The following is a 24,269-nucleotide window of genomic DNA, read 5'->3' on the forward strand; positions in this document are numbered from 1 at the left end:
GGCTCCATGACCCTCATCCCTTCCCGCCCCGTCCCTGAAGCCAGCAGCGAAGAGCAGCAGCGTCTGGAGGTGGAGCTACTGGTTGGTGAACCGGTGCTGCAAGCCACCGAGTTGCAGGCCCTTGGTCAAGACTTACTTTTTACGGGCAAAGGGCTGCCAGAGGCCCGCTGGCGCGAATTTGGCGCCTTGCCCCTTCAAGAAAGCAAAGGGAGATTGGTAGTTGCCGTACCTAGCCACTGGGGGCCCCAGCAGCGCCAGAACTTAATTGAGGAATTGCAACGTGCCGGCTTCAACGCGGAGCTGAAGTTGGCGTTGGCGACAAATCTCACATCTGCGCTCTCGGCAAAAGCACCAACTCCCGCTACCGCAGCCTCCAAGCCAGGCCAACCGCGACCACCTGCAAGCTTTACCCCCCCCCGCTCCCTAACCAAAGACCTAGGAATCCCTGGAACCTCCGAAGGGCAGCTGCAGGAGGTTGCCGATGTCGAAGATCTGGAGGGCACTGCTGCTGCTGCCAACAGCAGTGCCAATGCGTCACCAATCATCAGCCTGGTGGACAGAATCCTGATCGAGGCCCTCACCCTGGGGGCCAGTGATATTCACGTGGAACCCCAGGAAAACACCCTGGAAATTCGCTTTCGCCTCGACGGTGTGCTGCAGAAGCACTTCGAGGACCTGCCAAAGAGCCTGACGCCTGCCGTCACATCACGCATCAAAATCATGGCGGATCTGGACATCGCCGAGCGACGATTGCCTCAAGACGGCCGCATCAGGCGCATGTTCCGCGGCCGCAAAATGGATTTTCGGGTAAGCACTTTACCCAGCCGTAATGGTGAAAAGATATGCCTGCGCCTACTTGACAGCGGCGCTACTCAGCTCGGCCTAGAAACCCTAATCACCGATGCGGATGCCAGAAAAACCCTGCGAGAGCTGGGATCTAAACCCTACGGAATGATTCTGGTGACGGGCCCAACCGGCTCGGGCAAGTCAACCACCCTCTACGCCCTACTAGCTGAGCGCAACGATCCAGGTATCAACATTTCCACGGTTGAAGACCCGATCGAATACACCCTGCATGGCATCACCCAAACCCAAGTAAATCGAGAGAAGGGGCTCGATTTCAGTATGGCGCTACGTGCCTTTATGCGACAGGACCCTGACGTTTTGCTGGTGGGAGAAACCCGCGACTTGGAGACCGCCAAAACGGCGATCGAGGCCGCACTTACTGGCCACCTAGTGATGACCACCCTGCACTGCAACGACGCGGCCAGCGCCATCGCCCGCCTCGATGAAATGGGTGTGGAGCCCTTCATGGTGAGCGCATCACTGCTGGGCATCGTGTCCCAACGGCTGCTGCGAAGGGTGTGTTCGGCTTGCCGAATTAGTTACACCCCCAATCCGGAAGAACTGGCCCGTTTTGGTCTGTTGAGTAGCCACGAAACCACGGTGACCTTCTTCAAGGCCAACACCCAGAACCGCAACCAGGAAGGCTGCTGCCCTGCATGCAACGGTGCCGGCTACAAAGGAAGAATCGGTGTCTACGAAATCCTACGGATGACGGATACCTTGGCAGCAGCTGTCGCCAAAAGGGAACCCACAGATGTGCTGCGGCGAATGGCGCTTGAAAACGGCATGAAAACCCTTTTGGGCTACGGGCTGCAGCTAGTGCGCGAAGGTCACACAACCCTGGCCGAGGTCGAACGGATGCTGCTCACTGATTCAGGCCTGGAAGCTGAACGCCGCTCTAAATCACTAAGCACCCTCACCTGCAGCAACTGCGGAGCTGGGCTCCATGACGACTGGCTCGAATGTCCCTACTGTCTAACCAGCCGCTGAGGGTCCCATGGCCGTGATGATTGAAGACTTGATGACCCAACTTGTGAAGGATGGCGGCAGTGATCTCCATATCAGTGCAGGCATACCTCCCTATGGCAGGTTCAGCGGTCAACTAAGGCCCATACACGATGATTCCCTAGACGAAGAAAGCTGCAATAAACTAATCTTCTCCATGCTAAATAATGCCCAGCGCAAGCAGCTAGAGCAAACCTGGGAATTAGATTGTGCCTATGGCCTTAAAGGGATCGCCCGCTTCAGGGTCAATGTTTATCGCCAGAGGGGTACCTACGCCGCCTGCCTGCGAGCGCTTTCCAACACCGTGCCCACTCTGGAAAGCCTAGGGCTACCGCCGATTGTGGAGGAAATGAGCCACATGCCCAAAGGGCTGATTCTCGTAACAGGCCCCACCGGCTCTGGCAAAACCACAACCCTGGCGGCAATGATCGAGCATATAAATCAAACCCGGGCAGAACATATATTGACCATTGAAGACCCGATTGAATTCACATACAGACCAGTAAAAAGTGTCATCCACCAGCGCCAGCTCAACGAAGACACCCGCAGCTTTGCCAATGCCCTAAAGGCAGCCCTTCGAGAAGATCCCGACGTAATCCTGGTGGGCGAGCTTCGAGACCTCGACACCATCCAGTTAGCAATTACGGCAGCAGAAACCGGTCACCTGGTATTGGGCACCCTGCACACGAGTTCGGCCGCCCAAACCGTGGACCGCATGGTGGATGTTTTCCCCCCCAGCCAACAGAATCAGATTCGGGTGCAGCTAAGCAGCAGCCTTGTGGCCGTTTTTGCCCAAACGCTGTGCAAGCGCCACAATCCAAGCCCCGGCCAATCTGGTCGAGTCATGGCCCAGGAGATAATGATCAATACACCAGCCACCGCAAACCTGATCCGGGAAGGTAAAACCGCCCAGCTTTACTCTGCAATTCAGACAGGTGGTCAACTATCAATGCAAACGCTGGAAAAAGCCCTTGGGGATCTAGTGCTCAGCAACCAAGTCATGATGGATGAAGCCCTTTTGAAAACCTCAAAGCCTGACGAGCTCATACGTTTAGTCAAGCAACTGAGCTGATTCACCACTAGGTACTCCTAAACCATGCCTGCCTTCGTTGCCACCTGCATCAATCCCCGAGGCAAGTCATTCCTTGTAGATATTGAGGCAACCGATCCCGCCCACGCTAAGCGCAGCTTGAGGCTGCGAGGCATCCGAGCCACCGAAATCAAGGCCAAGCCGAAAACCACGGCGACGGGATCTAGTGCCGCAGCCCAACTAAGTGAAAAACTCAAATTCTCCAAACTCAATGAACTGCTAGAGGCAAAACCTGGCATCAAAGATAAAGCTGTATTTGCCAGCAAGATGTCGGCCCTTGTCAATGCTGGCGTACCAATTGTGCGCAGCATCGACCTAATGGCATCTCAACAAAAGATGCCCCTGTTTAAACGGGCCCTGCAATCGATCAGCCTGGAGGTAAACCAGGGGATCTCCCTAGGCGAAGCCCTACGGCGCTGGCCCAAAGTATTTGACAAGCTCAGCATCGCCATGGTGGAGGCGGGGGAAGCCGGCGGCGTGCTGGATGAATCCCTAAAGAGACTGGCCAAACTGCTTGAGGACAACGCCAAGTTGCAAAACCAGCTCAAAGGGGCCATGGGCTATCCGGTGGCTGTGTTGTTCATCGCCATCTCAGTCTTTCTGGGAATGACAATCTTCATCATTCCCACCTTTGCCGGTATTTTTGATGGCCTAGGCGCCGAACTCCCCTGGTTCACTCAGATGATGGTGGACCTCAGCAGCCTACTGCGCTCAACCTTTTCTCTGTATCTGGTATTAGGACTTATTGCCGGAGTCTTTCTATTTGGCAAGTTTTATGCCACACCAATTGGCAGGCGGCGAGTAGACGCCCTTGTACTCAAGCTCCCCCTGTTTGGCGAATTGATTCAAAAAACAGCAACGGCGCAGTTCTCCCGAACCTTTAGCTCCCTAACGCGAGCGGGGGTGCCAATTTTGATGTCACTTGATATAGTTAGAGAAATCACAAGTAATTCCATTATCTCAGATGCAATTAGCAATAGTCGCCAAGACGTGTTGCAGGGAATTCCGTTAAGTGTTGCGCTTGGACGCATGAACGTATTTCCTGATATGTCTATCAGCATGCTCTCCATCGGCGAGGAAACAGGCGAAATGGACGCCATGCTCTCCAAGGTGGCTGACTTTTATGAAGACGAAGTGGAAGCCACCGTCAAGGCACTCACCTCCATGCTGGAGCCGGCCATGATCGTGCTTGTCGGCGGCATTGTGGCCTCAATCCTGCTGGCTATGTATCTACCGATGTTCTCGGTGTTTGATCAGATCAAATAACTCTCAGCCAAAGCCTGGCCAGCCAGCCAGCCGCTGCTCCAGCAGTGCTGGAAGTTGAACCCCCCCGTCACCCCGTCCACATCCAAAAGTTCACCCACCAAATAAAGACCAGGCTGCTGGCGGCTCTCCATCGTCGCCAGGTTCACCTCACCTAGAGGAATGCCCCCTGCTGTCACGAATTCTTCGCCGAAGGGGCCCCGCCCGGTAATGGCCAGCCGGGTATCACGCAAGGCCGATACCAACAGCTGCTGGTGCCGCTTAGCAAGGTCAGCCCAGCGCTGCTGAGGGTCTAGGCCATGGCGCTGCAACAGGGCCAGCCATAGGCGCCGGCTAAGGGCGGGCCAGGGGCGCCAGTTGGCTAGTTGCCGCTTGGCCTGGTCTCGCTTGGCCTCGGCAAACAAGCCCTCAAGATCCTGCTGGGACAGGCCGCCACTCCAATCAAGGCGCAGCTCACCCCGATAGCCACTGGCCTTGAGGGCGCGGGCCGCAAAAGCCGTGAGCCGCAGGGTGGCTGGACCGGACAGACCCCAATGGGTGATCAGCACCGGGCCCCGCTGGCGAAAAGGCTGGGCAGCCCGAGCGGCCTGGGGCTCCTGCGGCAGGTGCAAAGCCAGCTCCACCGGATCCATCACCACTCCGGCCAGCTCCAGCAGGGGATCGCCAGCCAGGGCCAAGGTGAATAGGGAGGGCACAGGCGCCACCAGCCCATGGCCTAGGGCCGCCGCCAGCTGGCGGCCGCTGGGATGGCTGCCGGTGGCAAGCACCAACCGATCGGCTCTGATCGCCCCACCGCCCCGCACCAGCAGGTCAAAACCACCGGAAGCAGCTGCCGCGGCCCGCTGCAGGCTCACCCCCGTGTGCAGCTGCACCCCGGCCTGGAGGGCCGCTCGGCGCAAGGTGGCTGCCACCGATTCGGCACGGTTTGAGCGGGGAAACAGGCGGCCGTCCGGCTCCTCCACCAGTTCGAGGCCATGGTCAGCAAACCAAGCAACGGCATCGCCGGGAGCAAAGCGGGAAAAGGGACCCCGCAGGGCTTGGCCGCCCCGGGGATAGTGCCCCACCAACGCCCGAGGATCCCAGCAGGCATGGGTGACATTGCAGCGCCCACCACCACTGATCAAAACCTTGTTCAACGGCTCGTTGGTGGCTTCCAGCAGTGCGATATCGCCAAGGCCGGCCTCAGCAGCACAGATGGCGGCCATGAAGCCGGCGGCACCGCCACCGGCCACGACAACGGCAGCATGAATTGGCAGCATGGGGAGATGGGCCAGATCGATCCAGCCAGTTATCGCTTCAGTGTGGCCCCGATGATGGACTACACCGATCGGCACTTCCGGGTGCTGATGCGGCAGATCAGCAGGCGCAGCCTGCTTTACACCGAAATGGTGGTAGCCCAGGCCCTGCACCACGCCAGGCAAGCACCTGATGCCAGCGCACCGGGGGGGCGGCTGGAGCGCCTACTGGGCTTCGATCCGATCGAAAAACCCCTAGCCCTGCAAGTGGGCGGCGACGATCCTGGCTTGCTGGCTGAGGCCGCTGCCCTGGCGGCTGAATGGGGCTACGACGAAATCAACCTGAATGTGGGCTGCCCCAGCGAGAAGGTGCAGAAAGGCCGCTTTGGGGCCTGTCTGATGGCCGATCCTGACCAGGTGGCCCGCTGCGTTGCCGCCATGGCCGCCGCCTGCTCCTTGCCGGTAACGGTGAAACACCGCATCGGCATTGATGAGCGCGACTCATACGCCGAGTTGCTGGCCTTCGTGGATGCGGTGGCGGCAGCGGGGGCCCAGCGATTTGCAGTACACGCGCGTAAAGCCTGGCTGGAGGGGCTCGATCCCAAACAGAACCGGACGATCCCGCCCTTGCGCTACGACGTAGTGCACACCCTCAAGCGCGATCGACCGCAACTGAGCATCGAGTTAAACGGCGGTCTGGAAAGCCTGGACGACTGCGTGCAGCAGCTCGAATTGGTGGACGGGGCCATGGTGGGTCGGGCTGCTTATGCCCATCCCCTCCAGTGGAGGCAGGTGGACCAGCAGATCTACGCCGACGACAGCCAGCCGCTGGCCACAGCCTCCAGCGTGGTGGGAGGTTTGGTTGCCTACGCCGAGCAATGGCGCAGTCGAGGCGGGCGGCTGTGGCCTATCGCCCGCCACCTAGTACATGTGGTGGAGGGGGTAGGCGGCGCCAAACGCTGGCGCCAGCAACTCACCGAAAAAGCAGGGGCAAGGGACGCGGATGCTGGCGTGCTGGCAGCCGCAGCCCTATCCCTGGCAGAGCGGGGCTACTAGCCCTCGGCACCACCGTAGAAGTCGCCGCCACCGCCACCGCTATCGCCACCGCCACTGCGGCGGCGGCGGGTGCGCCCAGCATCGAAGCTGTCGCCACCAGCAGGATTGCCGGCGCCATAGCTGCGATCTTCCCAGCCGCGAGCACCGGATCCCCGATCGCCACCACCCGCATAACCACCACCACCGCCTGCTCCACCCCCACTGCCGCGGTTGTAGCCACCACCGCCACCGCCGCCACCTGCGTAGCCACCTCCTCCTCCGTAACCACCACCGCCGCCGCCATAACCACCCCGGCGCGGACCACCACCGCCAGCTCCGCCGCCGCCGCCGCTGGTGCGGGGCTCGGCTTTGTTGATGCGCAGGGGACGACCCATCAGCTCAGCACCCTGCAATGCCTCAACGGCCTTTGCCTCTGCTGCTTCATCGCCCATCTCAACAAAGGCGAAACCGCGCTTGCGCCCGGTATCCCGTTCGAGGGGTAGGGAACAGCTAGACACCTCACCGAAGGGTGCAAACAATTCCGCCACGTCTTCCTGCTCAGCGCGGAAGGGAAGGTTGCCGACAAAAATACTCACGAACTGAAGATCGGCCGCGGGACCGATGCATGTGGGCCAGTGGGCCACTAACCGATCCACCCTAAGACGACTAACGAAAGCTGGCTGCTCTCAGCAGGCAAGTCGCATCCGATTTCGCTGCAACTGCTGCTCAACCTGGTCAAAGCCCGTGCCCCCCTCGCTGCGCCTGGCCGCCACCACCTGCTGGGGAGTGATGGCCTCATAAATATCGGCTTCAAAGGCAGGGTGCAGCTGCTGCCAGCGCCCCAGGGGCAGATCGCGCAGCAGGATTCCCTCTGCCAGGCAGCCCTTCACCAGGCCGCCCACCAACTGGTAGGCCTCGCGGAAGGGCACCCCCTTAGCCACCAGGTAGTCGGCCACATCGGTGGCGTTGGAGAAATCCGCAGCCACTGCCGCCTCCAGGCGCTGGGGCCGAAACTCGAGCCCCTCTTCAAACAGGATCGCCATCGCCTCGAGGCAATCGAGGCAGGTGCGCACCCCGTCAAACAGGGCCTCCTTGTCTTCCTGGAAGTCCTTGTTGTAAGCGAGGGGCAGGCCCTTGATCATGGTTAGCAAGCCCATCAGGTGGCCAAACACCCGGCCGCTCTTGCCCCGCACCAGCTCGGGCACATCGGGGTTCTTTTTCTGGGGCATCAGGCTGCTGCCCGTCGCACAGCGGTCGGTGAGACCGATAAAGCCAAACTCTTCGCTGGCCCAGAGGATCACCTCCTCGCTGAGCCGGCTCAGGTGCACCAGCACCAAGCTGGCGGCAGCCATGAACTCGACCGCAAAGTCCCGGTCACTGACCGCATCGAGACTGTTGGCGTAGATGGTGTCAAAGCCCAACTCGGCCGCGGTCTGGCGCCGATCGATGGGCACCGGCGTGCCCGCCAGGGCCGCGGCCCCCAGGGGACAGATATTCACCCGCCCACGCACGTCGGCCAAACGGGCCCGATCCCGCTCAGCCATCTCGATGTACGCCAGTAGGTGGTGGGCCAGACACACCGGCTGGGCCCGCTGCAGATGGGTGTAGCCGGGGATTAAGACCGTGCTGTGCAGCTCAGCCTGAGCCAGCAGGGCCCGCTCGAAGCGCAGCAAGCCCCCGTCAATGGCATCAATTTGGCCGCGTAGCCACAGACGCAGGTCGGTGCCCACCTGGTCGTTGCGACTGCGGCCGGTGTGCAATTTCTTGCCCAGGGGGCCGAGCAACTCAATCAGACGCCGTTCAACGGCGAAGTGCACATCTTCAGCCTCCAGACCGGGATTGAACTCGCCCCTGGCTGCCTCGGATCTGACATTCTCCAGGCCCTCGATCAACTGGGCCGCCTCGCTCTCGCTGATCACGGCGCAACTGCCCAACATGCGGGCATGGGCGATGGAGCCGTCCAGGTCTTGCTGCAGCAGGGTGATGTCAAAACCAATCGAGGCGTTAAAGCGCTCGATCGACGGATGCAGGCCCTGCTCGAAACGCTGGCTCCAGGTAGACGCGGTGGAATCAACAGCCATTCGGGGCTTGGCGCTCAGCGCTAGGCAGGGAATCAGCTTGGCAGGGAGGGCAGCATCAGCTCCTCCTTCACCTTGAGCACCACCATCGAAGCGTCATCGTCGAGCTGCCGGTCTGCCCCCACGAAGCGATCCAACCGGGCAAACAGCTGGTCGAGAATCCCCTGAGCGCCGATGCCGGAGCGGCAGGCCGCCTGCAGCTGGCGCACCAACCGCTCCTCGTCGAAGCGCTCACCGCTAAAGCCGGTGGCCTCGGTCACCCCGTCTGTGTAATAGAGCAGCACATCGCCTGGATCCAGCACGATCTGCTCAAGGCCGTAATCGGCTTCGCTCTGCAAACCAATCAGCAGACCTGGGGCATCAAGGCGCTCCACCTGGTTGCGCTGGCGCCGCCAGATCAAGGGCGGATTGTGGGCCGCATTGGCGTAGCGCAGCAGGTGGGTGCGGGGGTCGTAATCGGAATAAAAGAGGGTCACAAACCGGTGCGACTGGGCCAGATCTTCCTGGGCCAGCTGGTTGAGGTCGTGAAGGATGCGCTCAGGGGAATGGCCGCTCAGCACCTCGGCCCGCAACATGCCGCGCAGCATGGTCATCAGCAGACTTGCCGGCACGCCCTTGCCCATCACATCGCCCATCACCAGCGCCCAGCGGGCCTGTTCGCGGCGGCGGCCCAGCAGCTGGGGGCGGGTGGGGATGAAGTCGTAATAGTCACCGCCCACCTGAAAGGCAGGGCGGCAACGGGCTGCCAGCTCAACGCCATCGATCACCGGACAGCGGTCCGGCAGCAGCTGGGCCTGAATTTCAGCACCGATGCTGAGCTGGCGATCGAGCCGCTCATGGCGCCGCATGGTCTGGAGCAGGGTCTCGTTTTCCAGAGCCACGGCACTGAGATCAGCCACCAGCTGCAGGTGGCGGCGATGCACCTCGCTCCAGGCAAAGCCCTGCCGATTGCTGAAGATGTATAGGCGGCCTCGCTGGAGGCTGCGGGAAACCACCGATGTAGCAACCACCTGGGCTTCGCCCAGCAACCGGCCCACCCGCTGATCAAGCAAGGCCGCCACAGCCGCATCACCGCTGAGAGCTGCCAAATCCCCATCCGCCAACGCCGCCAGCTGGCGCAACAGCTCGGCGCAGGGCTCGGCAGGCGTGGCCTGCAGATACTCGCGCCAGAGGCGGCCATCCTCGTGGAATACCACCAGCACTGCCCCCTCGGCTTCCACCAGCCGGGCCGCCACCAGAGGCACCAGCTCCAGAAAGCGACCCAGATTAGTGAAACTGCGCAGGGCAAAAGTCAGGGAAGCCAGCAGCTCCTGGTTGCGCCGCTGCTCCCGGCTGAGGCTGTCGAGCAGTTGCCGCAACGAGGCTGCAGCAGACAACAGGGCCGGACCCTGGGGAGAAACCGGATGGGGGGGCGGCTTGTTGCTCACCGATTGGGCACGGTGCGGCCGCGGCGGTTTCGCAAGATAGCGGCGACACGGGCAAGTGCCCTACCGGCCAAGGCAAGCAGGACCTCAGCGAGCCAGCAAGGCCTCAACAAACTCAAAGCTGTTGAAGGGCCGCAGGTCGCGAATACCCTCACCAGCGCCAATGAAACGGATTGGCAGCCCGGCTTCAGAGGCGACGGCCAGGGCCACACCACCACGGGCGCTGCCATCGAGCTTGGTGAGCACCACCCCAGTTAGTCCGGCGGCCTTGGCAAAAGCCATGGCCTGACGCAGGCCGTTCTGACCCTGGCTGGCATCCAGCACCAAAAGCGACTCCACCACCGCCTCCGGCGCCAGCTTGTCGACAATCCTGCGCACCTTGCTGAGCTCTTCCATCAAGTTGTGCTTGGTCTGCAGCCGGCCAGCCGTGTCCACCAACACCAACTCAGTGCCCTTGGCCTGGGCAGCACCGATGGCGTCATAGACGACGGCCGCTGGATCGGCATTGGCGCTGGGATTGGAGATCACCGGCACCTTGCTGCGCTCACCCCACACCTGCACCTGCTGCACCGCCGCGGCCCGGAAAGTATCAGCAGCAGCGATCAAGCAGCTGTAGCCGCTGCGCACCGCCAAGTTGGCCAGCTTGCCGAGCGTGGTCGTCTTGCCCACGCCGTTTACCCCCACCAACAGCCATACGTTGAGCTGCTCGCGGCGGGGGGCTAGCAGGGGCTGGCCACTGGCCTCGATCGGTTGGTCGAGGATGGCGCGCAGCTGCTCCTTAAGGAAGCGCAGGCCCTCGGCGGGATCCACCACCTCCTGGTTGAGCCGCTGGCGCAGGGCACCAAGGGCCCGGTCGGTGGCCTCCACCCCAACGTCTGCCCGCAGCAGGGTGGTTTCCAGACCGTCAACCACCTCTGGGGTGAGCGGGTCATCACCGAGGTTGTCGAGCAGCTGGGTGACCAAGCCCTGGCGAGTTTTCTCGAGGCCCTGGCGCAAACGAGTGAGCCAGTCGATCTCCTCAAGCGAAACCTGATCAACCCGCTTGCCCTGGGCCGCGAGTACCTCAGCCGACCAGGTGAAGGTGGCGTCGAAAGCGCCCAAGCTGGGCTCAGCTAGTTCGGGCGCTGCAGGGGCTTCAAGGGCGGGAGCCTCTGGCGCCGTGATCGCCTGTTGGCGTTCGGCCCGCTGGGCCGCTGCCTGCTCCAGCAGGGAAAGGGGCGCGGCCACTGGAGTAGCCGGTTGGGCAACCTGCTGAGGATCCTGCACAAGACCCTGTTCGGGCTGCTGGGTATTGGTCTGTACAGGCTGTACAGAATCTGGAAGAGGGGGCTCAGTGGCAGATTCGGGCTCAAGCTGCCGCCGCTTTTGCTCCTCCTGCTGGGCCTTGAGGCGGGCGTAGGCCTGGCGGGCCCATTCCAGCGCCTCAGCGTTGGGATCGGAGGAAACCTCAACAGGCTGTTCTTGAGCCTGCTCTGGACCCTGACCCGAAACCTGTTCAGAAGCTGGCGGCGGGGTTGCTGATGGGTCAGCTGGGGATGGGCCGGTGCGATTAAACCAGTCGTAAACCATGGCTTGTTCAGGCCTCCGCCGCGGAACGAGCTGTCGTAAAGCGCCGCAGCACCCCGTTGATCATGCGGCGGCCCTGCTCATCGCTATAGCGATTGGCTAACTCCACAGCTTCGTTACAGGCCACGGCAGGGGGGGTGCGGAAGCTCTCGAGGTCTACGGCTGCGAGCCGCAGGATGTCCCGATCGATGCGGGGCAGGCGAGTAAGACGCCATCCCTCCATTACCCGATCCAGTCGCTCATCGATCGCCTGACGGTCGCGCAGCACGGCCTCGACCCGGGCGATGGCACCGAGGCGCACCTCTTCTTGGTCGGCCAGCATCAGCAGCCGGGGCAACTCCAGGCTTGCGGAAAGGCGATTAAGGGCCTGTTCAGCCGCGACCAGGCCGGCGTTGAGGTGCTGGCGCACCCGGGGCAACTGCTGCTCACCCTGCTCCTGCAACTCGCTATCAAGCAGTTGCTGCTGGGCGGCCTGCAAGTCTTCGGCGGAACGATCCAGGGACTCACGCACATCCTGGCTGAGGGTGGCGAGCACCTGCTGCAACAGGCCCTCCATGCCAGTTGGCAAGGCCGGGGCAGACGAGCCGCGATCACTGGTCTGACCAAGCATCAGCAGGGCCAGTTCACGGGAGAGGGTGCGGCTCTGCATCAGGTGGGTTCTGCCTCAGGAAAGTTGGGGGGTGCGCAGCTGGGCCAGCAGGCTGGAGAAGCTGCGATTGGGGGTGGAGCGCTCGTCGGGGTTAACGATGCCGGCGGAAATGATTGTGCGGAAAGCATCCTCCACCGAGATCTCGAGATCCTTAACAGAACCCTCTGGCACAACGGTGTACCAGCCGGTGGTTGGATTCGGGGCAGTGGGAATGAACACACTCAGCATGGGCTCAGTGAAGCCTGCCTGCAGGGCAGAGCCGATCGCGCCAGTCACAAAACCCAGGGCGTAGAGACCCTCGCGGGGATACTCCACCAGCACGACCCGACGAAACTTGCTGGAGTTGCCCTGGAGGAAGGTTTCCAGCAGCTGCTTGAGGGTTTTGTAAACCGAGCCAGCTAGGGGGATGCGCAGCAGGGTCCCTTCGCCAAACTCAAGCAGCCAGCGACCAACAATGTTGCGGGCCATCAGGCCGATCAACAGGATGCCGAGCAGGGGCACCAGTAGACCAACGCCCAGGTTGATCAGCTCCTGCAACACCGGATTGAGGGTATTGAAGGGATTGAACTGCTTAGGGATAGAAGTGAGAAACGCCAGCACGAAACGGCTCACCGTGGTGCCCAACCAGATCGTGGTTGCCAGTGGAATCACCACAAGCAAACCAGCGATCAAATCGTTCTTGAGATCGGATTGAAGCCGATCCCCTAGGGGCTGATCCGATCTGGGGCTGGATTGAACCAAGTGACAATCCGGAGATCCGGCCTGCAGCAATCTGCTTTCAACTTAGCCAGCCGGCCTCACAGCAGGGCCACTAAGGCCAAAAGCACGAAGCCGATAGCCAGTACCACTGCTGTGCCGGTGCCGCCGTAGCGACGCTGGTTGACCGTGAGATCGCGAGCGCGCTGTTGCTGCTGAAGCTGATCTTCAGCCTGCTGCAACTGGCGCTGCATGAAACTCTTAGCAGCCGCCTGCTGCTGCTCCGGAGTGGCATCAGCGGGGATCTGACCAGCCTGGGCCGCCTGGGCAATCAATTGGTCGATGACCTGGGGATTGTCCATTTGGGCGCGGGCCATAGCCAGTTGACCCTTGCGCGCAGCCAGCTGCTGGTCTGCCTGTTCGGAGAGGCTGCGGTCGCCGCTGATTGAAACCGGCACCGCCACGACCAAGGCAAGGGCCAGCAGGATGCTCACTACAGCCACAAGCCAGCGCAGCGGGGTGCGGCCAGCGGCTGGATGGTCGAGGCGACTGCCGAATAACATCAGCAGCAGACCAACCAAGGCCATCGGCGACTGGCTGACCAGTCGATCCATCAACAGCTGGCGATATCCCTCTTCAGCCCAGTTCCAAGAGCCCAGGAGCACCAGCAACTGCAGGGCAAGCAACACGACCAAGGTGAGGCCGAGCCAACGCAACAGGTGGCCCAGGCGGCCGAAGGAAGCAGTGCTCACAGAAGGGTCTCGCGGCAGATTTAGACAACGGCGCAACTGTACGGGCGATGACGCTGCACGCCCACCACGACCTTGTACTCCGTCTAAAACAGCAAGCCCAGCAGCTTGGCTTTGACCCGGTCGGCCTCGCCGCCGTGCCAGCCGGAGAGCGCCTAGGCCTGCGAACGGCGGCCCTGGAGCGCTGGCTTGCAGCGGGCTATCAAGCCGACATGGCCTGGATGGCCGACCCGCGCCGGCGCGCGGTGGAACAGCTACTGCCCGGGGTGCGCAGCCTGCTGGCGGTGGGCCTCAACTACTACGTGGAGGCCGATCGGGCACCGGGGGCACTCAAGGTGGCCCGCTATGGCTGGGGGCGGGACTACCACCGGGTGATCGATGGCCGCCTGCGCCAGCTGGGTCGCTGGTTGGAGCAGCAGGTGCCTGGGGTGGGTTGGAGGGCCTGCGTCGACAGTGCACCGCTGATGGATAAGGCCTGGGCCGAGCAGGCCGGCCTGGGCTGGATTGGCAAAAACGGCAACCTGATCAATCGCGAGCGTGGCTCCTGGCTACTGCTGGGCCACCTGCTCACCACCTTGGAGCTGCCTGCCGATGCTGCCGCCACACCCCTTTGCGGCAGCTGCAGCCGCTGCCTGCCGGCCTGTCCCACCGGCGCCATCACCGAGCCCTTCGTGGTGGACAGCCGCCGCTGCCTGGCCTTTCACACCATCGAAAACCGCGATCCCGAGCTGCCGCAAGCGATCACCAGCAAATTGGAGGGCTGGGTAGCTGGCTGCGACATCTGCCAGGACGTGTGTCCCTGGAATCAACAGCCGCTGCGAAGCAGTGAAGACGCGGATCTACAGCCGCGGCCCTGGCTGCTGAACCTGCAGGCCGAGGAAGCCCTGGGGTGGAGCGACGCCGACTGGGATACCAAGCTGCGAGCCTCGGCCCTGCGCCGACTCAAACCCTGGATGTGGCGACGCAACCTGCGGGCCAGCCGGAGCGGCACTACCTAGGCTGGCCAAACCCGTCTGCCCGTAATGGCTCCGCGCTGGTCGCGCCCTGATTTCAGAACTGCCCTGCTGCCCGCTGCCCTCGGGCTGCTGCTGACAGCGGGGCTGCCCGCCCGGGCGTTGGTGCCCTACGTGTACGTGCCCCAACGGCAGGAACTCGAAGCTGCCGGTCTGGGCATCGCCCAGGCGGCGGCCCGGCTGCTGCGACTTGGTCAAGCCAAGGACGCCGCCAGGCTGGCTGCCCTGACGGTGCAGCTGCTACCAGAAGATCCCCGCGGCTGGGTGTTGCTGGCTGAGGCCCAGCTGCGCAGCAACCAGCTTGAACAGGCCGGCACCTCATTGGCCAAGGCCAAGAAACTCGATCCAAGCAACCCTGGAATCTGGTTTGCCGAGGGTTCCCTAGCCCTACGGGCCGGCAAACCCAATGAGGCAATCGGCCTTTTGGAGCAGGGCCTGAAACTGGACAAGCGCAACGCCGGCGCCTATTTCGACTTGGGCAACGCCCGCATCCTGCTAGGCCAGAGCGGCCAAGCCTTGGCTGCCTTTGAGCGGGCCTCTTCCCTGCGCAAAGGCTTCTGGGAGGCCCTCAACAACCAGGGGCTGGTGTTGTTCGAGCAAGGCAATTCAAAGGCGGCCATCAGCCGCTGGCGCGAGGTGTTGAAGATCAAGCCAGATGCGGCTGAACCAAGCCTGGCCCTGGCCGCCAGCCTGTTTGCCAACGGTCCGGAAAATCGCAGCGAGGCTGTCGAATTGGTTGGCAAGGCCCTCGACGCCGAACCCAACTACGTGCTCGACAGCCACCAGAAGGACCAGCTCTGGGGACCGAAGCTGCGCAGCACCACCGCCGAACTCTTCAAGCTGCCCGAACTCAAACCCGTGGTGGATCGAGCCCTTGCCAATGCCAGCCCGGAGGGCGAAAGCAGCGACGAGGAGTAAACGGGGAGGCCTGGACAGCATCTGTAGGCTGAGCCCCAGCTTGCTGCCCCAGACCCCAACACCGGATGGCCGAGGAGCGATCAGGCGAATCCATCGGACCGGGCAACGACGCCCGCATCGAACCGATTGCGCTGCACCTGGAGATGCAGCGCTCCTACCTCGAATACGCCATGAGCGTGATCGTTGGTAGGGCCCTGCCGGATGCACGCGACGGCCTCAAGCCAGTGCAGCGCCGCATTCTGTTTGCGATGCACGAGCTGGGGCTCACCCCGGATCGTCCCTACCGGAAATGCGCCCGGGTCGTCGGCGACGTGCTCGGCAAGTACCACCCCCATGGTGATCAGGCCGTCTACGACGCCCTGGTGCGCCAGGTGCAAACCTTCGCCAGCCGCCATCCCCTGCTGGATGGCCACGGCAACTTCGGCTCCGTCGACGACGACCCGCCGGCGGCGATGCGCTACACCGAAACCCGCCTGGCTCCAATCGCCAACGAAGCGCTGCTCGATGAAATCGGCGCCGACACCGTTGACTTCGCGGCCAACTTCGATGGCTCCCAGCAGGAGCCGACGGTGCTGCCAGCCCAGCTGCCCTTCCTGCTGCTAAACGGCTGCACCGGTATCGCCGTGGGCATGGCCACCAACATCCCGCCCCACAACCTGGGTGAGGTTGTGGATGCCCTGATCGCCTTGGTGCGCAAACCGGAGCTGAGCGACGAAAAGCTGCTGGAGCTAGTGCCCGGCCCCGACTTTCCCACCGGCGGCGAAGTGCTGGTGGGGCAAGGGGTCCGCGATACCTACCTCGTAGGCCGCGGCAGCATCCCGATGCGGGGCGTCGCCCACATCGAGGAGGTACAGCCCGGAAAGGGACGCCATCGCCGCGGCGCCGTGGTGATCACCGAGCTGCCCTACCAGCTCAGCAAAGCCGGCTGGATCGAGAAACTGGCTGAGCAGGTAAACGACGGCAAGATCGGCGGCATCGCCGATATCCGCGACGAAAGCGACCGGGAAGGCATGCGGGTGGTGGTTGAACTCCGCCGCGACGCCAACGCTGAAACCGTGCTGGCCGACCTGCAGCGCCGCACCGCCCTCCAAAGCAACTTCGGCGCCATCATGCTGGCCCTGGTAAACGGCCAGCCGGTGCAGCTGAACCTGCGGCGCCTGCTGCAGGAATTCCTGGACTACCGGGAACTGACCCTGATCCGCCGCACCCGCCACGCCCTCAAGCGCTGCGAAGACCGCCTGGAGGTGTTGGAGGGCCTGCTCAAGGCGCTCCAAGCCCTGCAGCAGGTGATCGCCCTGATCACCGCAGCGCCCGATGCCGCTAGTGCCCGGGCGGCCCTGCAGGTGCAACTCGACCTGAGCGAGCGTCAGGCCGATGCGGTGTTGTCGATGCCCCTGCGGCGCCTCACGGGCCTTGAACAGGAAAGCCTGCGCAAGGAAGCTGCCGAACTGGCCGTGGAGCGGGAGCGACTGCGCCACCTGCTCGACGACCGCACCGTGATGCTCGACACCCTGGTGGCCGAACTCAAAGCCCTGCGCAAGCGCTTTGCCACCCCCCGGCGCACCCGGCTGGTGGAGGGCGGCGATGCCCTGGTGGCCCAGCGAGCCGCAGCCATCCGCCCCAACGCCGAACTGCAGCGCCAGCAAGCCTTTGGTGCCCTAGCCCCCGAAAGCCGGCTGCTGATCCAGGCCGATGGAGCCGTGAAAATCATTAGCTCCCAGATGCTGGGGCGCCTGCACCTTGATGAGGCCATAGAACTAGGGGAGCACCCCTCGCCAGCACGCTTAATCCTGCCGATCGCCGAGCAACCGCTGCTGCTGGCCTTCACGGGTAGTGGCCGGGTGGCCTTACTGCGCTGGGAATTCGCCGGTCAGCAACCGGGGAAGCTGGAGCGCTTCCTGCCCGACAGCATTGAAGGCGAAGCGGTGGTGCAGGTGCTTCCCCTACCCAGCCAAGGCAGCCTGGGACTGCTAAGCAGCGACGGGCGCTTCAAACGGCTGCCGATTGAGGAGTTTCAGGAACTGTCTGGCCGGGCTACCACCGTGCTCAAGCTCAAGGAGGGTGTGACCCTGCGGCGGGTGGTGGCCGGCCAGGAAGGAGACACCTTGGTAGTGGCGACCAGCAGCGGCCGCGTGCTGCGGCTAAGCCTCGATGAAACCCAGCTGCCCCTGATGGGGCGCGCTGCCCAAGGCCCCCTATTAATGCGCCTGTTGCCGGGTGAGCAGCTGGTGGGCGCCGCCTGCCTACCTGCAAAGGAAGCGGAAACCAACGACGTGAACCAAAGCACAGTGGTACTGGCCACTGCCAGTGGTCAACTGAAGCGGCTGCTGGTGTCCAGCCTGCGGCCCTGTCAGCGGGGCGACATGGGTCAGATCGGCCTGCGGCTGCAACAGCGCGGCGATTATCTAGTCGACCTGCAAGGCCCAACCAATGCTGAGGGCGGAAGCGCCGTACTGGGACTACTGACCGATAAGGGCTGGAGCTGCCGCATCGGCATAAACGAGCTGGAGGGCGAAGACACCAGCGGCACTGGAATCAACCTGAAGCTGCCCCAAGGCCAGCAAATTCAAGAACTGGTACCCCTGATCAACTAACTGCCAAGGGCACCAGGCAGCCCTTAGAGCTCTTGCAACACCTTGGCGGCGATGCCAGCCGGCTCAAGCATCAGCTTGCTGGAGCGCACCTGCTCGTCCATTTCGATCGGATAGGCACCGTCAAAACAAGCGGTGCAGAAGTGGGCGGAATTGGCATGGGCCGCATCCACCATGCCCTGCTTGCTCAGGTAGGCGAGCGAATCGACACCAAGGTGGACGGCAATTTCTTCCAGGGTGAGGCGAGCAGCAATCAACTGGTCCTGGGTATCGGTATCGATGCCGTAGAAGCAGGGGTGGGTGACTGGCGGCGAACTAATCCGCATATGCACCTCGGTGGCACCGGCATCCCGCAGGGCTTGCACCAACTTGCGACTGGTGGTGCCCCGCACGATTGAGTCGTCGATCACCACAACGCGCTTGCCGGCAAGTACATCTGGCAGGGGGTTGAGCTTCACCCTGATGCCGGCCTCCCGCATCGCCTGAGTGGGCTGGATGAAGGTGCGGCCCACATAGCGGTTCTTGATCAAGCCGTCAGCAAACGGGATACCACTGAGCTGGGAATAGCCAATCGCCGCCGGAATACCGGAATCGGGAACGCCGATGACGATGTCGGCTTCTACCGGTGTTTCACGAGCCAGGGCCTCGCCAATTCGCACCCTGTAGCTGTAGAGGGATTCGCCGAAAAAGCGGCTATCTGGCCGGGCGAAATAGATCATCTCGAAGACGCACAGCTTGGTGGGCTGCTCGCACCAACGGCTGCGGCTGGGTTCGGCTTGGCCTGGACGGAAATGGATGATTTCGCCGGGCTCCACATCGCCATCAAAGGCGGCTCCAATGATGTCTAGCCCGCACGACTCACTGCTCACCACCCACTGGGCTTGCTGCGTTTCACCGATATGGCCAAACACCAAAGGCCGGATGCCATGGCCATCCCGGAGGGCGAAAAGCCCATCAGGAGTGCCGATCACCAGGCTGAAGGCACCGCGGCAGCACTCGGCAGCTGCCCTAATCGCCCCATCCCAATCCAGGCCCCGGTTCACGGCCTGCTGAATCGCAAAAGCGATCAGTTCGGAGTCGGTGGTGGAGGTGAGCTCACTGGCAATGGCCGCCAGGTCGTGGCGGAGCTCGGCTGCGTTGACCAAATTGCCGTTATGGGCAAGGGCGAAAGGACCAATGCGGGTATTGAGCACCACCGGCTGGGCGTTGCAAACCTTGCTGCTGCCGGTGGTGGAATAGCGGTTGTGGCCGATAGCTAGATCGCCAGTGAGGCGCTCCAACACGGCCTGATCAAACACCTGGCTCACCAGGCCCATGTCCTTGTGCAAGCGCACCTTGCGCTCTGCATCAAACACGGCGATACCGGCTGATTCCTGGCCCCGATGCTGCAGGGCGTATAGGCCGAAATAGGTGAGGTTGGCCACCGGTTGCCCCGGCGCCAGCACGGCATAGACGCCGCAGGCTTCCTCGGGCTTGTCCGGACGCATCACCAGCACAGGCCCATCAACAATCACGGTGAAATTTCATTCTGCACGAGCGCCCTCGCCCATTCGCCGCGGGATGGCCTGCTCATAGCAGGCCTCCAGTGCCGCCAGGCTCTGCTCAAGCAAAGGCTGGCCTGCTTGGCGAATTACAAAGCTGGCAGCGGCCGTAACCACACCAAGCCGCTCAGCTGGCACCGCCGCCGCCACCAGAGCCTGCTGCCAGGCGGCATTTTGGCCGGCTGGCACGCTCACCAGGATGCGGGCACCACCCTCGGCAAACAGCAGCCGATCCAGCCGGGCGCTGCTGGCCGGGATCTCCAGCTCAGCTCCCAGAGGTATTAAAGCCATGGTGGCGATGCAGCACTCGGCGGCAGCCACCGCCAGGCCGCCATCGCTGAGGTCGTGGGCGGAGGCCACAAGACCGGCGGCGATCGCTTGGCGCAGGAAGCCCTGAACCGCGCGCTCCAATTGCAGATCAATCTCCGGCGGGCGCCCCGTGACGGCTGCATGGAGCCGCTCCAGATAGCTGCTGCCGGCCAGGCTCAAGCGGGGATCGGCTGGAGTATCTCCCGTTTCCAGCGGCACCCCCAGCAACCAGATGGCATCGCCGGCCTGGCGCCAAGCCTGGCCGCGCACGTGGGCCAGATCGTGCACAAGGCCCACCATGCCCACCACCGGGGTGGGGTGGATCGGCTGCATGGTGCCGTTAGGCAGGCGAGTTTCGTTGTAGAGGGAGACGTTGCCGCCGGTGACAGGGGTATCCAGGGCGGTGCAGGCGGCCGAGAGGCCGCGGCAGGCCAGGGCCAGTTGCCAGTAGCCGGTGGGGGTTTCCGGCGAAGGGAAGTTGAGGTTGTCGGTGATCGCCAGGGGCTCGGCGCCCACGCAGCTGAGATTGCGAGCCGCCTCAGCCACCGCCGCCATGGCGCCGCGCTCGGGGTCGAGGGCCACCCAGCGGTTGGGGCAGTCCACCACAGCCGCCACACCGCGCGTAGCCGCCGCCATGGCGCCCTCCCCCTGCTGGGGCCTCAGCCGCACCACAGCCGCATCAGCGCCGCCAGGGGGCACCACGGTGTTGGCCTGCACCTGGTGGTCGTACTGGCGATACACCCAGCGCTTGGAGGCGATGGTGGGATCGTCGAGCAGCGCCAGCAGGGCGTCATTCCAGCTGAAGGGCAGCTCGGTGGGCAGATCGGCCTCCCTCCAGCGCCAGTGGGCCTGGATCTCAGCCGGGGGTTCGCTGATCAGGTCGTGGTGGTTGATCGGGGTGTCGTCGGCCAGGGCACTGGCGGGCACCTCGGCGGCCACCTGGCCGTGCTGGAGCACCCGCACGATGTTGTCCTCCAACACCCTTCCCACCACGGCTGCCTGCAGGCCCCAGCGGCTGAAGCGCGCCATCAGCGCCTCTTCCCGGCCGGGCTTGACCACAAACAGCATCCGCTCCTGGGATTCGCTGAGCAAAAACTCATAGGCGGTCATGCCGGCCTCACGGGCGGGCACCTTGTCGAGGTCGAGCTCGATGCCCAGGCCCCCCTTGGCCGCCATCTCCGAGCAGCTACAGGTGAGGCCGGCAGCGCCCATGTCTTGGGCGGCCACCACATCACCGCTCTGGAAAGCCTCCAGGCAGGCCTCGATCAGGCCTTTTTCGAGGAAGGGATCTCCCACCTGCACGGCGGGGCGATCATCCAGGGAGGCCTCGGTGAGCTCGGCAGAGGCAAAGCTGGCGCCGCCCATGCCATCGCGACCGGTGGTGCTGCCCACGTAGATCACCGGGTAGCCCACCCCCTCGGCGCCGGAGCAGACGATCTCCTCGGTTTCCATCAGCCCCAGGGCCATGGCATTCACCAGCGGGTTGCCGGAGTAGCTGGGGTCAAACGCCACCTCACCACCCACGGTGGGCACGCCGACGCAGTTGCCGTAGTGGGCAATGCCGGCCACCACGCCCTCCATCAGGCCCACGTTGCGCTCATCTTCCAAGGGCCCGAAGCGCAGGGCGTTTAGCAGGGCGATGGGGCGCGCACCCATGGTGAAGATGTCGCGCAGGATGCCGCCCACCCCCGTGGCCGCCCCCTGGAACGGCTCCACCGCCGAGGGGTGGTTGTGGCTCTCGATCTTGAAGGCCAGGCGCTGGCCCTCGCCCAGATCCACCACGCCGGCGTTCTCACCGGGGCCCACCAGGATGCGGGGGCCGGTGGTGGGGAATCCCTGCAGCAGCGGCCGCGAGTTGCGGTAGCAGCAGTGCTCCGACCACATCACCCCAAACATGCCCAGTTCGGCCCGGTTGGGAGCGCGGCCAAGGCGACGGCAAATCTCGTCGTAGTCGGCCTGGCTTAGGTTCTCCTTCTTGAGGGCATCGGGAACCGAATAGGCCGGTGCTTCGAAAGAGGCGGCAACCACGTGCAGCTGGGCAAGATCCCTGCAGTCTCGCCGAGCGGGCCTCACAGCAACCGGAACTGGTCTAAGCAGGGTTCAAATCCAGGGATCTTCCTCTTCAGCAGGAGGACCAGACCGGCGGCGGCGAGGGGGGTAATCGGTTTCGTAGGGCTGCTCTAACCCCTCCGGCTCCTGCCAGGGCGGCTCCTCAAGCCAGCCCTCCAGCCGCTCCTCAAATCGGTTGCCCGCCTCCTGCACCTGATCGCGCCACCGCCTTGAACGACGCAAAAACTCTTGCCGCACACTTGCCCGGGCTAGGGGCAGGTCGTCGATGCTCTCCAGGGCGGTGAGCACCTGGCCTGGCTGCTGATCCAGCAGGCGATCCAAGCTCAATCGCCAACGGCTGCTGCCCGGCAGGCGTGGATCACTGCGACTCACCAGGTAGTGGCGAATACGGCCGCTACGCAACTCGATGGCGGCATCGGCCAAGGTGCCAATCGGTTGCTGGCGGCGATCCAGCACAGCCGCATCGATCAAGGTCGGCAGCTTCTCCAACACACCAAGCTCTGTTTCAGCTGGTTCTCCCTGCACAAGTACTTCCAGCTCGGCAATGCCCCGCAACTGGTTGAGACGCCACACCTCGCGGCGATTGCCAAAAGCCGACGGCTTTGAAACCCAACCCAGCACCCGATGCACAGGGGGATGCATCCACACCTTCACGCCGGCACCGTGATCGAGCCCCTGATCGCAGCGGACATGACGACGCAGCAACTCACTCAGCAGAACCTGCTCCGGAAGGGGAGCCACCGTCAGCTGCGGATCTGAACGGGCATCACCAGGTAGGTGAATTGATCCCCTTCCACAGGCGTCAAAATCGCCGGCGTGGTGGGGGCGTTGCACTGCAACAGCACCCGATCACAGGCCATGGCCTTGAGACCATCGAGCAGGTAGCGCACGTTGAAGGCAATCTGAATCGCTTCACCCTCGATGGTGGCTGCGAGTCCTTCAGAACCACTGCCCACGTCCTGGGCATCGGCCTGAATCAATATTTGACCGGTGGCGGGCTCGGCGCTGAGCTTGACGACATTGTTGTGCTGATCAGCAAGCACCGCCACCCGCTCAAGGGCCGACACCAAAGCGCGGCGCTCGAGGTTGATCGTGCGAGTGAAGCTATCTGGAATCAGCTGGCGGTAATTGGGGTAGGTGCCATCAAGGCTGCGGCTGGTGAGCACCTGGTCGGCCCAGAGGAACACCACCTGGCCGCGATCGCAAAACAGGCTCAAGGGCTCTTCAGATTGACGTCCTGAGAGCAGACGCTCCAGCTCCCGCAACGAGCGAGCTGGCACGGTGACGGCAAAAGGCTCCTCGGCTTCGTTTTGGCCAGAGGCGGTCGCGTGGGCAAGCCGGAGCACGGCCAGACGATGGCCATCGGTTGCCGCACATTCCAGCCCGGCCGGATCAAGGTCCAGGTGCACACCAGTGAGCAGTTGCTTGGCTTCATCGCCACTGCTGGCAAAAAGCGTGGCGCGCAAACCCTTAACCAGGGCTTCCGCTTCCAAACGGATCGGCGTACCGCTCTGCACTAGGGGCAGGTCGGGAAAATCATCGGCAGGCATGCCCCGCATCTGGTAGCTGCCCGAAAGGCTGGTGAGCTCCACCTGCTCGGAACCCTCAGCGCAATTGAGGGTGATCGGGCTATCACTCGAGAGGCGCGAAACAATTTCGCCAAACAACCGGGCCGGCAGGGTGATGGCGCCGCTGGTTTCAACGCTGGCACTGATGCTGGTCTGGATACCCAGGCTGAGATCAAAACCGGTGAGGCTGAGTCGTCCCGTGCCCGCATCAGCGGTGAGCAGCACGTTGGCCAGCACAGGATGGGTGGGGCGACTGGCCACGGCCCGGCTCACCAGCTGCAGGCTGGAGCTGAGTTCAGACTGGGAGCAGACCAGCTTCATGGCGTTTGTGCTGGGGAGCCTGACGGCTTGATCAAGGGTGACCCCACGCTTCCACAGGGCGGCTGATTCCGCAACGCCGGTGATCCGTCTTGCTGCGCTCTTCTAAGGATTTGATTGATCAAGTTCAAGAAAGAAATTAAAACCGTTGTAGTAGGGGCTGAGGAAACCGGGAAAAACCGAAAATCTCTCTGCTGCAGCTGGGTTTGACCTTGATCAGCCCTGGGGTGTGGCCTGGGCCGGCTGGGGTAAAAATCAGCTTTTCCGCCCTTTCCAGAAGCTGGGGAAAACTTTTAGGCCGAGGA

19 protein-coding genes are annotated in these 24,269 nt (G+C 63.1%); 7 read left to right on the forward strand and 12 right to left on the reverse strand.

Going from position 1 to position 24,269, the window contains the following annotated elements; translation table 11 throughout:
• The first annotated feature begins 6 nt into the window (after window positions 1-6).
• Genes U9970_RS12475 through U9970_RS12485 form a run of 3 tightly spaced genes read left to right on the forward strand, consistent with a single transcriptional unit; the run spans window position 7 to window position 4,207 of the window.
• Complete coding sequence (locus U9970_RS12475) at window positions 7-1,836, forward strand: GspE/PulE family protein (RefSeq protein ID WP_322764452.1); 1,830 nt, start codon at window positions 7-9, stop codon at window positions 1,834-1,836.
• A 7-nt stretch (window positions 1,837-1,843) separates the two neighbouring features.
• Window positions 1,844-2,923: a type IV pilus twitching motility protein PilT gene (locus tag U9970_RS12480; RefSeq protein ID WP_254941691.1), complete on the forward strand. Its 1,080-nt coding sequence runs from the start codon at window positions 1,844-1,846 to the stop codon at window positions 2,921-2,923.
• 24 nt (window positions 2,924-2,947) lie between these two features.
• Window positions 2,948-4,207: a type II secretion system F family protein gene (locus U9970_RS12485; protein WP_254941692.1), complete on the forward strand. Its 1,260-nt coding sequence runs from the start codon at window positions 2,948-2,950 to the stop codon at window positions 4,205-4,207.
• On the opposite strand, the gene U9970_RS12490 is transcribed toward U9970_RS12485, so the two are convergent.
• Window positions 4,195-5,463 (reverse strand): BaiN/RdsA family NAD(P)/FAD-dependent oxidoreductase, encoded by a 1,269-nt coding sequence (locus U9970_RS12490; RefSeq protein WP_322764453.1) that lies wholly within the window; start codon window positions 5,461-5,463, stop codon window positions 4,195-4,197. The genes U9970_RS12485 and U9970_RS12490 overlap by 13 nt on opposite strands.
• On the opposite strand from U9970_RS12490, the gene dusA reads away from it, so the two are divergent.
• Entirely contained in the window at window positions 5,449-6,495 is a 1,047-nt protein-coding gene (dusA, locus tag U9970_RS12495; protein WP_322764454.1) for a tRNA dihydrouridine(20/20a) synthase DusA, read from the forward strand. The two genes, U9970_RS12490 and dusA, sit on opposite strands and share 15 nt — an antisense overlap.
• Here the strand turns inward: dusA and U9970_RS12500 are convergent.
• From U9970_RS12500 to U9970_RS12530, 7 genes are all read right to left on the reverse strand, one after another.
• A complete protein-coding gene (locus U9970_RS12500) occupies window positions 6,492-7,070 on the reverse strand; it encodes an RNA recognition motif domain-containing protein (protein WP_322764455.1) in 579 nt (192 codons plus the stop codon). The two genes, dusA and U9970_RS12500, sit on opposite strands and share 4 nt — an antisense overlap.
• A gap of 90 nt (window positions 7,071-7,160) precedes the next feature.
• Window positions 7,161-8,555, reverse strand: a complete 1,395-nt coding sequence (gene argH, locus U9970_RS12505; RefSeq protein ID WP_322764456.1) for an argininosuccinate lyase — start codon at window positions 8,553-8,555, stop codon at window positions 7,161-7,163.
• A gap of 32 nt (window positions 8,556-8,587) precedes the next feature.
• Window positions 8,588-9,979 carry a PP2C family protein-serine/threonine phosphatase gene (locus U9970_RS12510; protein ID WP_322764457.1) on the reverse strand — a complete coding sequence of 464 codons (1,392 nt, stop codon included), beginning with the start codon at window positions 9,977-9,979 and terminating at the stop codon, window positions 8,588-8,590.
• Between the two features lie 84 nt (window positions 9,980-10,063).
• Window positions 10,064-11,545, reverse strand: a complete 1,482-nt coding sequence (gene ftsY / locus U9970_RS12515) for a signal recognition particle-docking protein FtsY (RefSeq protein WP_322764458.1) — start codon at window positions 11,543-11,545, stop codon at window positions 10,064-10,066.
• Window positions 11,546-11,552: 7 nt separating this feature from the next.
• Window positions 11,553-12,191 carry a transcription antitermination factor NusB gene (gene nusB / locus U9970_RS12520; RefSeq protein ID WP_322764459.1) on the reverse strand — a complete coding sequence of 213 codons (639 nt, stop codon included), beginning with the start codon at window positions 12,189-12,191 and terminating at the stop codon, window positions 11,553-11,555.
• A gap of 15 nt (window positions 12,192-12,206) precedes the next feature.
• Window positions 12,207-12,932 carry a DUF502 domain-containing protein gene (locus tag U9970_RS12525; protein WP_106632521.1) on the reverse strand — a complete coding sequence of 242 codons (726 nt, stop codon included), beginning with the start codon at window positions 12,930-12,932 and terminating at the stop codon, window positions 12,207-12,209.
• A 56-nt stretch (window positions 12,933-12,988) separates the two neighbouring features.
• Window positions 12,989-13,639, reverse strand: coding sequence for an HpsJ family protein (locus U9970_RS12530; RefSeq protein WP_106632522.1), 651 nt, complete (start codon window positions 13,637-13,639; stop codon window positions 12,989-12,991).
• 47 nt (window positions 13,640-13,686) lie between these two features.
• Between U9970_RS12530 and queG the strand changes: the two genes are divergently transcribed.
• The 3 genes from queG to U9970_RS12545 all read left to right on the forward strand — a co-directional run bounded on the left by queG (window position 13,687) and on the right by U9970_RS12545 (window position 18,161).
• The gene (gene queG, locus U9970_RS12535; RefSeq protein WP_322764460.1) at window positions 13,687-14,634 is read left to right on the forward strand and encodes a tRNA epoxyqueuosine(34) reductase QueG; all 948 of its coding nucleotides are present in this window, start codon (window positions 13,687-13,689) and stop codon (window positions 14,632-14,634) included.
• Between the two features lie 24 nt (window positions 14,635-14,658).
• On the forward strand, window positions 14,659-15,567 hold the full coding sequence (locus U9970_RS12540; protein WP_322764461.1) for a tetratricopeptide repeat protein: 909 nt from the start codon (window positions 14,659-14,661) through the stop codon (window positions 15,565-15,567).
• Between the two features lie 65 nt (window positions 15,568-15,632).
• Window positions 15,633-18,161 carry a DNA gyrase/topoisomerase IV subunit A gene (locus U9970_RS12545; protein WP_322764462.1) on the forward strand — a complete coding sequence of 843 codons (2,529 nt, stop codon included), beginning with the start codon at window positions 15,633-15,635 and terminating at the stop codon, window positions 18,159-18,161.
• Between the two features lie 23 nt (window positions 18,162-18,184).
• Here U9970_RS12545 and purF read toward each other — a convergent pair whose 3' ends face one another.
• From purF to dnaN, 4 genes are all read right to left on the reverse strand, one after another.
• Window positions 18,185-19,645, reverse strand: coding sequence for an amidophosphoribosyltransferase (purF, locus tag U9970_RS12550; RefSeq protein ID WP_322764463.1), 1,461 nt, complete (start codon window positions 19,643-19,645; stop codon window positions 18,185-18,187).
• Between the two features lie 36 nt (window positions 19,646-19,681).
• Entirely contained in the window at window positions 19,682-22,036 is a 2,355-nt protein-coding gene (gene purL / locus U9970_RS12555; RefSeq protein ID WP_322764464.1) for a phosphoribosylformylglycinamidine synthase subunit PurL, read from the reverse strand.
• A gap of 72 nt (window positions 22,037-22,108) precedes the next feature.
• Complete coding sequence (locus U9970_RS12560) at window positions 22,109-22,819, reverse strand: RNA methyltransferase (RefSeq protein ID WP_322764465.1); 711 nt, start codon at window positions 22,817-22,819, stop codon at window positions 22,109-22,111.
• 2 nt (window positions 22,820-22,821) lie between these two features.
• Window positions 22,822-23,967 carry a DNA polymerase III subunit beta gene (dnaN, locus tag U9970_RS12565; protein WP_322764466.1) on the reverse strand — a complete coding sequence of 382 codons (1,146 nt, stop codon included), beginning with the start codon at window positions 23,965-23,967 and terminating at the stop codon, window positions 22,822-22,824.
• Window positions 23,968-24,269: the final 302 nt, after the last annotated feature.

The sequence above is a fragment of the Cyanobium usitatum str. Tous genome (assembly GCF_963920485.1).
GTDB lineage: Bacteria > Cyanobacteriota > Cyanobacteriia > PCC-6307 > Cyanobiaceae > Cyanobium_A > Cyanobium_A usitatum_A.

Coding starts and splice junctions, on each gene's coding strand:
- argH (WP_322764456.1), bottom strand. CDS start 8,555: ATGGCTGTTGATTCCACCGCGTCTACCTGGAGCCAGCGTTTCGAGCAG.
- U9970_RS12540 (WP_322764461.1), top strand. CDS start 14,659: ATGGCTCCGCGCTGGTCGCGCCCTGATTTCAGAACTGCCCTGCTGCCC.
- U9970_RS12475 (WP_322764452.1), top strand. CDS start 7: ATGACCCTCATCCCTTCCCGCCCCGTCCCTGAAGCCAGCAGCGAAGAG.
- dnaN (WP_322764466.1), bottom strand. CDS start 23,967: ATGAAGCTGGTCTGCTCCCAGTCTGAACTCAGCTCCAGCCTGCAGCTG.
- nusB (WP_322764459.1), bottom strand. CDS start 12,191: ATGCAGAGCCGCACCCTCTCCCGTGAACTGGCCCTGCTGATGCTTGGT.
- purF (WP_322764463.1), bottom strand. CDS start 19,645: ATGCGTCCGGACAAGCCCGAGGAAGCCTGCGGCGTCTATGCCGTGCTG.
- U9970_RS12545 (WP_322764462.1), top strand. CDS start 15,633: ATGGCCGAGGAGCGATCAGGCGAATCCATCGGACCGGGCAACGACGCC.
- dusA (WP_322764454.1), top strand. CDS start 5,449: ATGAATTGGCAGCATGGGGAGATGGGCCAGATCGATCCAGCCAGTTAT.
- U9970_RS12490 (WP_322764453.1), bottom strand. CDS start 5,463: ATGCTGCCAATTCATGCTGCCGTTGTCGTGGCCGGTGGCGGTGCCGCC.
- U9970_RS12485 (WP_254941692.1), top strand. CDS start 2,948: ATGCCTGCCTTCGTTGCCACCTGCATCAATCCCCGAGGCAAGTCATTC.
- U9970_RS12480 (WP_254941691.1), top strand. CDS start 1,844: ATGGCCGTGATGATTGAAGACTTGATGACCCAACTTGTGAAGGATGGC.
- ftsY (WP_322764458.1), bottom strand. CDS start 11,545: ATGGTTTACGACTGGTTTAATCGCACCGGCCCATCCCCAGCTGACCCA.
- queG (WP_322764460.1), top strand. CDS start 13,687: ATGACGCTGCACGCCCACCACGACCTTGTACTCCGTCTAAAACAGCAA.